At 72.8% G+C, this 13,344-nt stretch carries 17 protein-coding genes; 7 read left to right on the plus strand and 10 right to left on the minus strand.

What is annotated here, in order from left to right; translation table 11 throughout:
- Positions 1-12 precede the first annotated feature (12 nt).
- The gene (locus tag BAY60_RS22950) at positions 13-1,107 is read left to right on the plus strand and encodes a tyrosine-type recombinase/integrase (RefSeq protein WP_170160512.1); all 1,095 of its coding nucleotides are present in this window, start codon (positions 13-15) and stop codon (positions 1,105-1,107) included.
- Positions 1,108-1,264: 157 nt separating this feature from the next.
- On the opposite strand, the gene BAY60_RS37275 is transcribed toward BAY60_RS22950, so the two are convergent.
- Positions 1,265-1,435, minus strand: a complete 171-nt coding sequence (locus BAY60_RS37275; protein ID WP_170160513.1) for a hypothetical protein — start codon at positions 1,433-1,435, stop codon at positions 1,265-1,267.
- A gap of 25 nt (positions 1,436-1,460) precedes the next feature.
- Here BAY60_RS37275 and BAY60_RS22955 point away from each other — a divergent pair, with 25 nt between their 5' ends.
- Both BAY60_RS22955 and BAY60_RS22960 read left to right on the plus strand, forming a co-directional pair.
- Positions 1,461-1,976, plus strand: coding sequence for a CGNR zinc finger domain-containing protein (locus BAY60_RS22955; RefSeq protein WP_112283109.1), 516 nt, complete (start codon positions 1,461-1,463; stop codon positions 1,974-1,976).
- A gap of 35 nt (positions 1,977-2,011) precedes the next feature.
- Positions 2,012-2,779: an SGNH/GDSL hydrolase family protein gene (locus BAY60_RS22960; protein WP_112283110.1), complete on the plus strand. Its 768-nt coding sequence runs from the start codon at positions 2,012-2,014 to the stop codon at positions 2,777-2,779.
- 126 nt (positions 2,780-2,905) lie between these two features.
- Here the strand turns inward: BAY60_RS22960 and BAY60_RS22965 are convergent, their stop codons facing one another.
- From BAY60_RS22965 to BAY60_RS22995, 7 genes are all read right to left on the minus strand, one after another.
- Positions 2,906-3,334, minus strand: a complete 429-nt coding sequence (locus tag BAY60_RS22965; RefSeq protein ID WP_112283111.1) for an SRPBCC family protein — start codon at positions 3,332-3,334, stop codon at positions 2,906-2,908.
- On the minus strand, positions 3,331-3,648 hold the full coding sequence (locus BAY60_RS22970) for an ArsR/SmtB family transcription factor (protein WP_112283112.1): 318 nt from the start codon (positions 3,646-3,648) through the stop codon (positions 3,331-3,333). Before BAY60_RS22970 ends, BAY60_RS22965 begins: the two co-directional genes overlap by 4 nt.
- The gene (locus BAY60_RS22975; protein WP_170160514.1) at positions 3,648-4,049 is read right to left on the minus strand and encodes a VOC family protein; all 402 of its coding nucleotides are present in this window, start codon (positions 4,047-4,049) and stop codon (positions 3,648-3,650) included. Before BAY60_RS22975 ends, BAY60_RS22970 begins: the two co-directional genes overlap by 1 nt.
- Positions 4,050-4,165: 116 nt before the next feature.
- Positions 4,166-5,431, minus strand: a complete 1,266-nt coding sequence (locus BAY60_RS22980; protein ID WP_112283549.1) for an SPFH domain-containing protein — start codon at positions 5,429-5,431, stop codon at positions 4,166-4,168.
- Between the two features lie 113 nt (positions 5,432-5,544).
- A complete protein-coding gene (locus BAY60_RS22985) occupies positions 5,545-5,973 on the minus strand; it encodes an NfeD family protein (protein ID WP_112283550.1) in 429 nt (142 codons plus the stop codon).
- A gap of 81 nt (positions 5,974-6,054) precedes the next feature.
- On the minus strand, positions 6,055-6,867 hold the full coding sequence (locus tag BAY60_RS22990) for a DUF3097 domain-containing protein (protein WP_112283113.1): 813 nt from the start codon (positions 6,865-6,867) through the stop codon (positions 6,055-6,057).
- Between the two features lie 56 nt (positions 6,868-6,923).
- Positions 6,924-7,664 carry a TetR/AcrR family transcriptional regulator gene (locus tag BAY60_RS22995; protein WP_112283114.1) on the minus strand — a complete coding sequence of 247 codons (741 nt, stop codon included), beginning with the start codon at positions 7,662-7,664 and terminating at the stop codon, positions 6,924-6,926.
- An 82-nt stretch (positions 7,665-7,746) separates the two neighbouring features.
- Here BAY60_RS22995 and BAY60_RS23000 point away from each other — a divergent pair, with 82 nt between their 5' ends.
- A complete protein-coding gene (locus BAY60_RS23000) occupies positions 7,747-8,568 on the plus strand; it encodes an NAD(P)H-binding protein (protein ID WP_112283115.1) in 822 nt (273 codons plus the stop codon).
- 34 nt (positions 8,569-8,602) lie between these two features.
- Here the strand turns inward: BAY60_RS23000 and BAY60_RS23005 are convergent, their stop codons facing one another.
- Together BAY60_RS23005 and BAY60_RS23010 are read right to left on the minus strand one after the other, a co-directional pair.
- A complete protein-coding gene (locus BAY60_RS23005; RefSeq protein ID WP_112283116.1) occupies positions 8,603-9,409 on the minus strand; it encodes an SCO1664 family protein in 807 nt (268 codons plus the stop codon).
- Positions 9,410-9,414: 5 nt separating this feature from the next.
- On the minus strand, positions 9,415-10,008 hold the full coding sequence (locus BAY60_RS23010) for a DUF3090 domain-containing protein (RefSeq protein WP_112283117.1): 594 nt from the start codon (positions 10,006-10,008) through the stop codon (positions 9,415-9,417).
- An 86-nt stretch (positions 10,009-10,094) separates the two neighbouring features.
- On the opposite strand from BAY60_RS23010, the gene BAY60_RS23015 reads away from it, so the two are divergent.
- The 3 genes from BAY60_RS23015 to BAY60_RS23025 are packed head-to-tail and all read left to right on the plus strand — an operon-like array spanning position 10,095 to position 13,332.
- Entirely contained in the window at positions 10,095-12,023 is a 1,929-nt protein-coding gene (locus tag BAY60_RS23015; protein WP_112283118.1) for a prolyl oligopeptidase family serine peptidase, read from the plus strand.
- Positions 12,020-12,913, plus strand: coding sequence for a S66 peptidase family protein (locus BAY60_RS23020; protein WP_112283119.1), 894 nt, complete (start codon positions 12,020-12,022; stop codon positions 12,911-12,913). The genes BAY60_RS23015 and BAY60_RS23020 overlap by 4 nt, the downstream gene beginning before the upstream one ends.
- The gene (locus BAY60_RS23025; protein ID WP_112283120.1) at positions 12,913-13,332 is read left to right on the plus strand and encodes a TIGR03668 family PPOX class F420-dependent oxidoreductase; all 420 of its coding nucleotides are present in this window, start codon (positions 12,913-12,915) and stop codon (positions 13,330-13,332) included. The genes BAY60_RS23020 and BAY60_RS23025 overlap by 1 nt, the downstream gene beginning before the upstream one ends.
- Positions 13,333-13,344 lie beyond the last annotated feature (12 nt).

Below are 13,344 nucleotides of genomic sequence, written 5' to 3' on the forward strand. Positions count from 1 at the left end.
AATCAGCGCACCATGATCGACACCCCCGGATCCGCCGAACTGACCACCCGGTCGGATGAGCGGGCGGCGCTGGCCGAGGCCGTGGAGCTGCTGCCCGCGCTGCCCCCGGCCGACCCGATGGACCGCTACGCCGTCCGGCACGTCACCATGCTGTGGCTGAGCGTGGACAAGAGCGAGCACACGCGCCGCGCCTACTACGCCGACCTCGCCGCCTGGCTGTCGTGGTGTGCGCGGACCGGGCTCGACCCGCTGCGCGCCCGCCGCGCCGACGTCGACGCGTGGAAGCAGACGCTGACCGTCACCGGCCGCGACGGCCTGCCCCGCCCCGCCGCGCCGTCGACCGTGGCGCGCACGCTGGCCGGGGTGTCGAGCTGGTACCGCTACCTGCAGTCCAACGACGTCACCGACACCAACCCGATCGGCGCGGTGACCAGGCCCAAGCGGGCGAAGACCTCTCCCCTGCCCGCACTCGACGAGCACTCGACGGCCACGCTGCTCGACCACGTCGAGAGCAGGGCACGGCGCAACGACACCGAGGCGTCCTGGCGCGACGCCGCGCTCGTCGCGCTGCTGTTCTACACCGGACTGCGCGTCTCCGGCCTCACCGGTGCCACCGTGGCCGACCTCGGCACCGACGCCGGGCACACGATCCTGCGCTACACCGGCAAGGGCGGGCAGCGCGACCTCGTGCCGTTGGTGGCGCCCGCCGTGCGCCCGCTGGCCCGCTACCTGGCGCTGCGCGGCGACCGCGAGGGCCTGCCCCCGGAGCGGTTGACGGGGCCGCTGCTGGCCACCACCCCGCACCCGCACGATCCGCGCAAGCCCGGCGGGAAGCCGTTGCGGCAGCGGGACGTGTGGCAGGCGTTGCGCCGGTTCGCACGCCAGGCGGGCCTGCCCGCCGCGGGCAGCATCTCCCCGCACACGGCGCGGCGCACCACCGGCACCCTGCTGCTCGCGCACAACGTGCCCGTGCAGAAGGTGCAGGACCTGCTCGGCCACGCCGACATCCGCACGACGCGCGACCGCTACGACGCCCACCGGCACAAGCTGGACAGCTCACCGGCGCACACGCTCGCGCAGATCCTCGCCGAACACCGCGACGGCTGACCCGCCAAAGCCACCCCCTGCCGAGCCACCCGCAGCCGATGTCGTGGGTCCGCGGGCGAGCCGAAGGGCACCGTGGGCACGCATCGGGTACCCGAGGTGCCCTTCGGCTCGCCGGCGGGTCACCCCGCGCGGGCGGACCGGGTGGGCCGGCACGGTGCTAGCGCGGCGCCGTCGCGCCCAGCACCACGCCGTCGCTCTCCAGCAGCCAGCTGCCGCACACGCACCGGCGGTAGCTCACCTGGCCCCTCGCCATCGGATGCACCGAGGCGGCAGGCGTCGGCAGTTCGGTCACGGGCCACCCGCAGCGCGGGCAACGCTGGTCGTCCATGCCGCCATCGTGGTGTAATCTCTTAATGGACTTCAACCCTTACGGCGGCACGGCGGCCCGGGTCGCGGCCGCGCTGGTGAACGCCGCCCCCGCGCCCGCCGCCGACCTGGTCGCGATCATGCGCGGCGAGGGAATGCGCATCACTCACCTCACCGGCAGCCAGGCGCGGGGCGTGGCCGCCTGGGCGCAGCGGCTGCGGCCCGTGTTCGAGGAGACCGACCTGCATCGCCGCGTCGAGCTGGTCAACACGCTGCTCGCCGACTCCGCGTGCAGGCCCTACATCTCCCGGCACGACGGCTACCCGCCGCACATCCACTACTCCGGGCACCACGACGACCAGCTGCGCCGCGTCGAGGCCTACACCGCGGGCGGGCTGGCGCACCTGGTGTGCGACGACGCGGGCCGCATGGGCCGCTGTTCGCGCGAAGGCTGCCCGGTGGTCTACGTCGACACCTCCCGCAACGGCAGGCGCCGGTTCTGCTCCACCCGGTGTGCGACCCGCGTGCACGTCGCCGAGCACCGCGAGCGCCAGCGCGTGTGACGGGCCACAGCGGCGGCGTCGCTAGAGTGCCGGTCATGATCCACCGCTTCGTCGCCCTGGGAGACTCGTTCACCGAAGGCGTCGGCGACGACGACCCCGCCTGCCCCAACGGCGTGCGCGGCTGGGCCGACCGTGCCGCCGAGCAACTGGCCCGGCACGATCCCGGCCTCGCCTACGCCAACCTCGCCATCCGCGGCAGGCTGCTGCCGCAGGTGCTGGCCGAACAGCTCGACCCGGCACTGGCGATGCGGGCCGACCTGGTGACCCTCTACGCGGGCGGCAACGACCTCATGCGGCCGAGGGCCGACGTCGACGCCCTCGCCGAGGCCTACGACGTCGCCGTCGGCAGACTCGCCGGCACCGGTGCCACCGTCGTGCTGTTCACCGGCGTCGATGGCGTGGAGGACCCGCTGTTCCGGCGGATGCGCGGGCGCACCGCCATCTACAACGAGCATGTGCGACTCATCGCCGCCCGCCACGGCACGCTGCTGGTGGATCTCTGGGCGATGCGGGAGCTGCGCGACCGGCGGCTGTGGTCGGCCGATCGCATCCACCTCAACTCGCTCGGCCACACGCTCGTCGCGGCCAGGGTGCTCGCCACGCTGGGTGTCGAGCACACGATCACCCCGCCCGCGCTCGGGCCCCGCCCGGTGGTCACCGCGGCGCAGCGGCGTGCGCAGAACCTGCACTGGGCGCGGGAACACGCGATGCCCTGGATCGGCCGCAGGCTGCGGGGCGAATCCTCCGGCGACACCCTCACCGCCAAACGCCCTGCCCTGTCCCCCGTCACCCTCACCCGGTGAACGACCGCCGCGGACGGTGCGGCAAGCGAACCGAGCCGAAGGTGACCTTGGGTGCATCCTGTGTACCCAAGATCACCTTCGGCTCGTCGCCGGGCGACCTCCGGGCGGGAGCCGGAACGGCGGGCGTCAGGACAGCTCGGCGAGCAGCGCCACCAGGCGCGTGGTCACGCCCGAACGCCAGCCTCCGCCCATGATCCTGCGTGCCGTCTGCTCGAACTCGTCGTCCGGGTCGAAACCCTCATGGGAGACGAACAGCCGGGTGCCACGGCCCTCCGGTTCCAGCCGCCAGGTCACCGTCCACGTCTCACCCCAGCTGATCTTGAGCAGTCGCTCCGGATCCACCTCCAGCACCTCACACGGCACCGGCCCGCCCGCGAACCCGGCCGCGGGCTTCGGATCGGCGTGCAGGTGGAACCGGTGTCCTGCCACCGGCTTGATGTCGTTCGGCATCAGCCACCGCGCCAGCAGGTCCGGTTCGGTCAGCGCCCGCCACACCGCACGCGGCGGGTGGGCGAGGAACTGGTCGACGTGGACGGCGGTGACGTCCTCGCTCACAACGGCTCCTCGTCCAGCAGATCACGCAGCCCGGCGAGCTTCTGTCGCCAGAACCGTTCGTAGGGCGAGAGCCAGTCCGACACCATGCGCAGTGGCTCGGCCTCCAGCGAGTAGAGCCGGTAGCGCCCGCTCCTGCGCTCGCTGACCAGCCCGGCCTCGCGCAGTACCCGCAGGTGTTCCGACAGGCTCGGCCTGCGCATATCGAAGTGCTCGGCCAGCTCCTGCACCGGTTTGGGCCCGTCGAGCAGCAGCCGCAGCACATCGCGCCGCACGGGGCTGGACAGTGCGGCGAACACCTCGTCGGTCTGGGCCATCACCCGCCATTATTCACCCGGGGGCGATCGCCGAACGCACTCGGCTGCAGCAGTGAGATCTGGTTGCCGTCGAGGTCGGTGAAGGCAAGCTGCCTGCCCCACGGCATGTCCCGCGGCTCACTGGCCTCCACACCGGACTCGGTGAGCCTGGCGAACGCCGCGTCGACGTCGTCGGAGTGGAACTGCAGGTGCACCGGGCCGCCGAACGCCCGGCCGTCGACCTCGAAGTCGACCAGCACCACGCCGCTCTCGGCGCCCTTGGGGGCCACCATGACGAACTGCCCGTGCGGCCCCGCGAAATCGGCCTGCAGGTCGAAGCCGAGTGTGTCGAGATAGAAGCTCTTCGCTCGCTCGTGATCGGCGACAGGCACCGACACGAACTGCAGTTTGGTGATCGTCATGCCCTCGATAATAGGTAGGAAATCTCCTACCTGTCTAGAGGCGGTTCGACGAAACAGGGGTGCCTCCCGCGCCATGGCTGCGGGAGGCACCCCTGATGCGGCGAGCGGAGCCGCCGTCACTGCTGCCGCGGCGGACCGCCGAACGGCGGACCCTGCGGCGGGTACTGCCCGCCCTGCGGCGGGTTCTGCGGACCCGGCTGCGGCGAGTACGGCCCCGGCTGCTGCTGCGGAGGCTGCTGCGGCTCCTCCGCGGCCTGCTGCGGCGACTGGGGCGGCTGCGGTGGCTGGGCGGGCGGCTCACCGCGCAGTGCCGACAGCGCCGACGGGGCCGGCGACGGGGACGAGGTGAGCGGGCCGGGCACCTCCTGGCGGGCCACCTTCTCGGCCTCCCGCACCGCCTCGGCGACCTTCGGGTCGGGGGCGGTGTCGAACCAGCTGGCCACCTCTTCGTCGTCCAGCCGCGGCATCTCGGTGCGGTCGTCCTTCGGCGGCTCGTAGCGGAACACGCCGTCCTCGCCGGGGGCGCCGAGCTGCCGGGCGAAGCCCTCCAGCGCCTTGCCGTAGTCGCTGGGCACCAGCCACACCTTGTTGGCGTCGCCCTGCGCCATCTGCGGCAGCGTCTGCAGGTACTGGTAGGCCAGCACCTCCGGCGTCGGCCTGCTGGCCTTGATCGCCGCGAACACCTTCTCGATTGCCTTCGCCTGGCCCTGCGCCTGCAGGTAGCGGGCGGCCCGCTCACCCTGCGCCCGCAGGATGCGCGACTGCCGCTCCGCCTCCGCGGCCAGAATCGCGGCCTGTTTGGACCCTTCGGCCGCGAGAATCTGGCTCTGCTTCTGGCCTTCCGCCGTCTTGATCGCCGACTCCCGCTGACCCTCCGCGGTGAGGATCATCGCGCGCTTCTCGCGGTCGGCGCGCATCTGCTTCTCCATGGAGTCCTGAATGGACGGCGGAGGATCTATCGCCTTCAGCTCGACCCGCGCCACGCGGATGCCCCACCGGCCCGTGGCCTCGTCGAGCACACCTCGCAGCTGCTGGTTGATCTGGTCCCGCGAGGTCAGCGTGTCCTCGAGGCTCATGCCACCGACCAGGTTGCGCAGCGTGGTGGTGGTGAGCTGCTCGACACCGACGATGTAGTTGGAGATCTCGTACACCGCCGCCCGCGAGTCGGTGACCTGGAAGTAGACGACCGTGTCGATCGAGACCGTCAGGTTGTCCTGTGTGATCACCGGCTGCGGGGGAAACGACACCACCTGCTCGCGCAGGTCCACCCGGGCACGCACCTTGTCGAGGAACGGCACCAGGAAGTTCAGGCCGGGCGAGGCGACGGTCTTGAACCGGCCGAGCCGCTCGATCACCGCCGATTGTGCCTGTGGCACCACCATCAGCGCCTTCGCGACCGTGACGACCACGAACAGCGCGAGGATGGCGACAACAATTATCGCTGTCGTCGACAAAACACACTCCCCTTATCTGTGTAGCTTCGTGTTCCCGGCCATCACGGCTCTGCCGACACGACGGCGGTCGCCCCCGCGATCTCGACGACCGTCACCGTGGTACCAGGCTCAATGACGTGGCCCTCCGCGATGCTGCGGGCGGACCACACGTCTCCGGCCAGCTTCACCTGTCCACTGTGCGAGTCCACAGTAGACAACGTCAGTGCCGATGCCCCGACGAGGGCGTCGGTGTTGGTCTTGACTCCCGGTCCGGAGAGGAAGCGGCGTTTCAGCGCGGGTCTGGCGAGCACGAGCAGGCCGATCGAGGCGACGGCGAACACGGACACGTCCACGAACACGTTGCCGGACAAGGCGGCCGAACCCGCACCCGCGAGTGCCCCCAGGCCGAGCATGAGGAGGACGAAGTCGCCGGAAAGGACCTCGGCCACGATCAGGCCGACTCCGACGATGAGCCAGATGAGCGCTGCCATGGGCCCATGCTCCCAGATCGTCACCGGTTCCACCGAGAAGATCACTGGACGTGATCCATGCGTGACCTTGCCGGGGAATGATCACTCGTCCTCGGCCGTCACGAAGTCGATCAACCGTTCGACCGCGCCGATGAGCGGCGTCTCCAGGTCGCGGAAGCTGCTGACGGCGGCGAGCACACGCTGCCAGCCCTCGTACGGCTCGCCCCAGCCGAGCGCGGCGCACACGCCGTGCTTCCAGTCCATGCCCCGTGGCACCGAAGGCCATGCCTTGATGCCCAGCGACGTGGGCTTCACCGCCTGCCACACGTCGACGTAGGGATGGCCGGTGACCAGCACGCCCGGATCGTCGATCCGCTCCACCAGTCGCGACTCCTTGCTGCCCGGCACCAGGTGGTCCACCAGCACGCCGAGCCTGCGGCCGGGACCGGTGCCGAACTCGGCGATCCGCTCGGCGAGCACGTCGACGCCCTCCAGCGGTTCGACGACCACGCCCTCCACCCGCAGGTCGTGGCCCCACACGCGCTCGACGAGTTCCGCGTCGTGCCTGCCCTCGACCCAGATCCGGGAGTCACGGGCCACCCGGGCACGCAGCCCGGCCACCTTCACCGACCCGGACGCCGACACCTCCCTGGCCCGCTCGGCAGCAGGCCTGCGCGCGGGCACCAGGGTCACCGGCCTGCCCTCCAGCAGGAAAGCGGCCGGCCCCAGCGGGAACACCCGGCGGTTGCCGTGCCGGTCCTCCAGCACCGCGCTGCCGTGCTCCAGCCGCACCACCGCGCCGCAGAAACCGCTCGCCGGGTCCTCGACCACCAGACCCGGCTCGGCGGGCACCTCGGGCACCTTCTTGCGCCTGCGCGGGCCGCTCAGCACGTCGTCATAGGAATGGGAGCGCACGGCAGCCGAACCTAGCGTTCCCGCGCGCCGCTGGCGTCCCGACGCGCCGGAGGTCCTCAGCCGGCCTCGCCGAGGCGCCGCTCGACCCCGTCGAGAATGCGCGCGAGACCGTAGGCGAAGCTGTCGAGGTCACCGTGGAAGGCGCCGGCGGCCCACACCCTGCGGACCTCGGGAAACTCCGCGGCCGTGACGTAGGTTTCCAGCAGCGGCTCGTGCCCGGCCCACCACTGCCGCTCGCTGACGCCGGTGCGCCGTTCGAGCTCCACGGCCTCCAGCGACCGGCGGGCCATCCCCCGCGTGTAGTTGTCGATGACGTCGACGGTGGCCACCAGCTCGTCCTCCGGGAGCCCGGTGACCGCGAGGCAGCGCAGCGCCGAGTCGAACCGGCGCAGGGTGTGGGGACCGAGCGGGTGCCTGCTGGAGGCCTGCAGGGTCCACGGATGGCGGTGGTAGACCGCCCAGTCCTCCGTGGCCCACGCCTCGGTCCTGGCCCGCCACGAGCCCGGCACCGTGTGCGGCAGGGCGCCCTCGGCGTCCACCGCGTCGAGCATCAGGCTCACCAGCTCGGCCTTGGCGGGCACGTACGTGTAGAGCGACATGGTGCCGACACCGAGGTGGTCGGCGACCTTGCGCATCGACAGCCCGGCCAGCCCGTCGGAGTCGGCGATCGCGATGGCCGCGCGCACCACGGTGTCCACGTCGAGCCCCGGCTTCGGACCGCGCCGCGATCCGCCGACGGCGCGCCACAACAGCCGCATGCCGCGGGTCAGGTCGCCAGGGCCGTCGGAGTCGCTCATCGGAGGTGATCATAGGACTGCGTGCGCTGTACGGAGTAGGCTGGCGACAACATCGTACGATGTACCGAGTTTGGGGGCTCGCATGACGATTCTGGTGACCGGCGCGACCGGCAACATCGGCCGGATGGTGGTCGACGAACTGGCAGACGGCGGCAGGCCGCTGCGCGCGCTGACGACCAACCCGGCCAAGGCCGCGCTGCCCGACGACGTCGAGGTGTTCGAGGGCTACCTCGGCAGGCCGGAGACCCTGAAGCCCGCACTGGAGGGCGTCGACCGGCTCTACCTGGCGCCCAAGCCGGAGACCGCGGAGACGGTCGCCGGGCTGGCCAGGCAGGCGGGCGTGCGCCACGTGGTCGCCCTGTCCTCGATCCTGGCGGGCGACGCCGACGACGAGTACGCCCGCACGTTCGCCGTCATCGAGCAGGCCGTGCGCGACGCCGGGCTGGCGTGGACGTTCCTGCGCCCCGGCGCGTTCATGGAGAACACGCTCGACTGGGCGCCGTCGATCCGTGCCGAGAGCGTGGTGCGCGCGCCCTTCCCGCACGCCACGGACACGCCGATCGCGATGCGCGACATCGCACAGGTCGCCGCCCTGGCACTCACCGGCACGGGCCACGAGGGCCACGCCTACCGGCTGAGCGGCCCCGAGGCGCTGACCATCCCGCAGCAGGTGCGCGCCATCGGCGAGGCGCTCGGGCGTGAGGTGCGCTACGTCGAACTGAGCAGGGAACAGGCCAGGCAGCATTGGATCGGCGAGGGCGTGGAGCCCGACGTCGCCGACTGGCTGCTCTCCGGCGGCGACGACATGCGCACGGAACCCGAGCCCGGGTTCCGGCAGGCCACCGGCCGGACCGGCACCACCTACGCCGAGTGGGCCCGGCGCAACGCCGCGAAGTTCCGCTGAGCGCGAACACCGGGGTGCCCAGCGCCGGACGTGCTCAGAAGAGCGGCCACGGGATCGCGCGCCAGTCCTCGGCCGGCGCCGGGAACACCCCGTCGGCGAGCAGCGCGTCGGCGCGGGCCGCCACCGCGCGCACCTCGGCGGGCGTGAGCAGCTCGGCCAGCGCCTCGCCCAGGTCGTGGTCGACCGCCCAGCGCAGCTTCCGCAGCTTGTCGATCGCCTCGCCGGGCAGCGGCTCCCCCGCCCAGCCCCACAGCACGGTGCGCAGCTTCGGGTCGGTGTGCAGGCAGATGCCGTGGTCGACGCCGTAGACCCGGCCGTCGGCACCGTGCAGGACGTGGCCGCCCTTGCGGTCGGTGTTGTTCACCACGACGTCCAGCACCGCCAGCTCGCGCACACCAGGACTGTCGGCGTGCGCGAGCACCGCGGGTTCCCCCAGCCGGTCGTGCGCGTGCAGCACGACCCGCCAGCCTTCGGGCAGCTCCTCCGGCGCGCACACGTCGACGAGGTCGTCCTCGGCGGTCTCGACCCACAACTGCACCATGCCCTCGCCGAACGGGCCGTCACGCAGCACCGTCGGCGGCACGCTCGCCAGCTCCGCCGCCTCCGCGATCAGGTACGTCGCGACCTCGCGGCCCGCCAGCGTGCCGTCGGGGAAGTCCCACAGCGGGCGCTCGCCCCGCACCGGCTTGTACACCGCGTTCGCGCTGAGCCCGTCGAGCTCGACCGAACAGAACAGCGTGACGTTGGACGCGTCAACCAGCCGCCCCTCCACGTCGAGACGCCCGCGCGCGACGAGTTCCTTCGCCGCGGGGTCGGCCGGGTCGAGGTGTCGGGCAGGCACCGCCGTCAGCTCTCGTCCTCGTCGGCGGCGTCGGTGAGCTCGGTGTTGCGGCGGTAACCGTTCTGCCGCGGGCAGATGTGGCCCGCCGGGTCCAGCGGTTCGCCGCAGAGCGGGCAGGGCTTGCGTCCGGCGTTGACCACCCGGTCGGCGCGCGCGGCGAACGCCCGCGCGGCCACGGGGCTGAGGAACACCCGCACCGCGTCGGGGCCCTCCTCGGTGTCGTCGAGCACGACCGTCTCGTCGACCTCGCCCTCGGTGATGGCCAGCAGCTCGATGACCACGGCCTTGCTCTCGGCGTCCCAGCCGAGGCCCATGGTGCCGACCCGGAACTCCTCCTCGACGGGGACGTCGAGCGGGTCCATGTCGAGCAGGTCGTCGGGCACCTCCTCGGGCACGTCGGCGCCGAAGCGGCTGGCGATCTCCTCGAGCAGCGAGCTGAGCCGCTCGGCGAGCACGGCGACCTGCTGCTTTTCGATGGTCACGCTGATCGTGCGGGAGTTCTCCGACGCCTGCAGATAGAACGTGCGGTCGCCGGGTTCCCCGACGGTTCCGGCGACGAAGCGGTCGGGTTGACGGAAGACGTGAATGACACGAGCCATGGCACTTACGACCCTAAGCCAACTTCCAAGATCAGGCTCGTCCGGGGCGACCGGTGAGTCCCGGACGCCGGGAATAAGGTGGCGCCATGCCCCGCACCACACCCTACGGAAGCTGGACGTCGCCGATCCGGGCGGCCGACGTCGCCGCCGCCGCGGTGACGCCGGACTGGCTCGATGTCGTCGACGGCGACGTGTGGTGGGCCGAGGCGCGGCCGGCCGAGGGCGGCAGGGTGGCGCTGGTCCGCGACACCGGCGAGGCCGTCGAGGAGGTGCTGCCCGCGCCGTGGAACGCGCGCAACCGCGTTCACGAGTACGGCGGGCGGCCCTGGCTGGCCGTGGGCGGGGTTGTGGTGTTCACGCACTGGGACGACCAGCGGGTCTACGCGCGCGAGCCGGCCTCCGGTGAGGTCCGTCCGCTGACCCCGGAGCCCGCCGAGCGGCACGGCGTGCGCTACGGCGATCTGCGGCCGGGTCCCGAAGGGGAGGTGTGGGCGGTGCGGGAGGCCAGCACCGGACCCCGGCGCACCGACGTCACCCGGGACCTGGTGGCGATCCCGCTCGCCGGGGGCGAGCCGCGTTCATTGGCGGCGAGCCATCACTTCCTCACCGCGCCACAGCTGTCGCCAGACGGGCGGCACGCGGCGTGGCTCGGCTGGAACCATCCGGCGATGCCCTGGGACGGCACGCAGCTGTGCGTGGCCGAGGTCGGCGCCGACGGAACCTTCGGGGCGCACCGGGTGCTCGCGGGCGGCCCGGACACGGCGGTGTGCCAGCTGCGCTGGGAAGGGCCACGGACACTGCTCGCGCTGGCCGACCCGGACGGCTGGTGGAACCTGCACCGCGTCGGTCTCGACGGCCACGTCACCAACCTGGCGCCGGTGGAGGCCGAGCTGGGCGGTGCGCTGTGGAGGCTCGGCGCGCGCTGGAGCGCGCCGCTGGGCGGCGGGCGGCACGCCGTGCTCGACGCCGGGCGGCTGGCGGTGCTCGACGAGGCCACCCGGTCGCTGACGCCGGTGGCGCCCGAGCTCACCGCGTGGTCGCCGTCGCTGGCGGTGAGCGAGGGAGGCGTCGTGGGCATCGCCGCGGGGCCGCGCCGCGACACGGCTGTCGTGCACGTCGATCTCGCCGACGGCACCCTCACGGAGCTGACCGCACAGCCGCCGCTGCCCGCCGCCGGGTACCTGCCGACGCCGGTCGAGCGGGTGTTCCACACCGCCGAGGGCGAGCCGATCCCGGCCTACGTCTACCCGCCGGCCAATCCGGACCACGCCGCGCCCGGCGGCGAGCTGCCGCCGTACCTCGTGCACGCCCACGGCGGCCCCACCGGACGGAGCCACCCGGTGCTCTCGCTGGAGTTCGCCTACTTCACCAGCCGGGGCATCGGCGTGGTCGCCGTCAACTACGGCGGCTCCACCGGCTACGGGCGGAGGTTCCGGGATCGGCTGCGGGAGCAGTGGGGCGTGGTCGACGTGCAGGACTGCGCGGCGGTCGCCGAGGCGCTCGTCGCCGAGGGGATGGCCGACCCGGAGCGGATCGCCGTCCGGGGCGGCAGCGCGGGCGGGTTCACCGCGGCCGCGTCGATGACCACCGTGCGCACCTACCGGGCCGCGACGATCAAGTACCCGATCCTGGACCTGGAGCCGTGGACCGGGCAGGGCGGCGAGACCCACGACTTCGAGTCGCGCTATCTCGACGGGCTCGTCGGTCCGCTGCCGGACGCGGCCGACCGGTACGCGCAGCGCTCCCCCATCAACCACATCGACACGCTCGCGGGTCCGGTGCTGCTGTTGCAGGGGCTGGAGGACGAGATCTGCCCGCCGGAGCAGGCGCAGCGGTTCGTGGAGTCGCTGCGAGGCACTGGGCTGGCGCACGCGCACCTGACCTTCCCCGGCGAGCAGCACGGCTTCCGCCAGGCGGCGACCATCGTGGCCGCGCTGGAGGCCGAGCTGGCCTTCTACGGTCAGGTGTTCGGCTTCGCCGCGCCCGGCGTGCCGCCGGTGGATCTGCGGCGATGACCCGGCTGCCCGTGCTGCGGCGCGGCGACACCGTGGCGCTGGTGGCCCCTGCGGGCCCGGTCAAGGCCGAGCTGCTGGAGGCAGGGGCCGCGCGGCTCGCCGCGCTGGGCCTGCGGGTGGAGGCCGACGACGGCGTGCTCGCGCGCCACCCTCGGTTCGGTTACCTCGCCGGCGAGGACACCCACCGCGTGGAGGCGTTCCAGCGGGCATGGCTGCGGCCCGACGTCGCCGCCGTGTTCGCCGCCCGCGGCGGGTACGGCTGCCAGCGGATGCTCGACCTCGTGGACTGGGCCGCGCTGCGGGCCGCCGGACCGACGCTGTTCTGCGGGTCCAGCGACACGACCGCGTTGCACGCCGCCGTGTCCGTCCATCTCGGACTGCCGAGCTTATTCTGCCCGATGCCGGCCTCGACGCACTTCGACGCCGTGGCGGCCGCACATCTGGAACAGGCGCTGTTCGCGCCGCCCGCTGGGCGTGTGCTCACGGGCCCGGACGCCGAGACGCTGGTGCCGGGCCGGGCGGAGGGCACGCTCGTGGGCGGCAACCTGAGCCTGCTGGCCGCGGGGCTGGGCACGCCGGAGCAGGTCCGGGCCGAGGGTGCGCTCGTGCTGCTGGAGGACGTCGGTGAGCAGCCCTACCGCATCGACCGGCTGCTCACGCAGTTGCTGCGCGCGGGCTGGTTCGCCGGCGTCGCCGGGATCGTGCTCGGCTCGTGGACCGGATGCGGGCCGCAGGACGACGTCCGTGCCGTGCTGCTCGACCGGCTCGGACCGCTCGGCGTGCCGATGGTGGCGGGTTTCGGGTTCGGTCACCACCAGGGTGCGCTGACCGTCCCGCTCGGCGTGCGGGCCGTGCTCGACGCCGGCGCGGGGACCCTTAGCCTGACGTGATGCGGTTGCCCCAGCAGCAGGCCAGGCACCGGTTCTCGGCGGCGCGCGTGGCCCGGCTCGCCACGTGTGGCGACGACCGCGTGCCGCACCTGGTGCCGGTGACGTTCGCGATGCCGGACGACCATCGGATCGTGTTCGCCGTGGACGCCAAGCCCAAGACCAGCACCAACCTGCGGCGGCTGCGCAACATCGCCGCCAACCCGCACGTGTCGCTGCTCGTGGACCATTACGCCGAGGACTGGACGGCCCTGTGGTGGGTGCGTGCCGACGGCGTCGCGACCGTGCTCACCGGGGACGCCGACCGGGGGCGGCCGCTGGCCGCGCTCGCCGCCAAGTACCCGCAGTACTCCGGCACGCCGCCACAGGGTCCCCTCGTCAGCATCGCGGTGACCACCTGGCGCGGCTGGTCCGCCGGGTGACCGGACGCCCGC

Source organism: Prauserella muralis (assembly GCF_003202285.1).
GTDB classification, from domain to species: Bacteria; Actinomycetota; Actinomycetes; order Mycobacteriales; family Pseudonocardiaceae; genus Prauserella_B; species Prauserella_B muralis.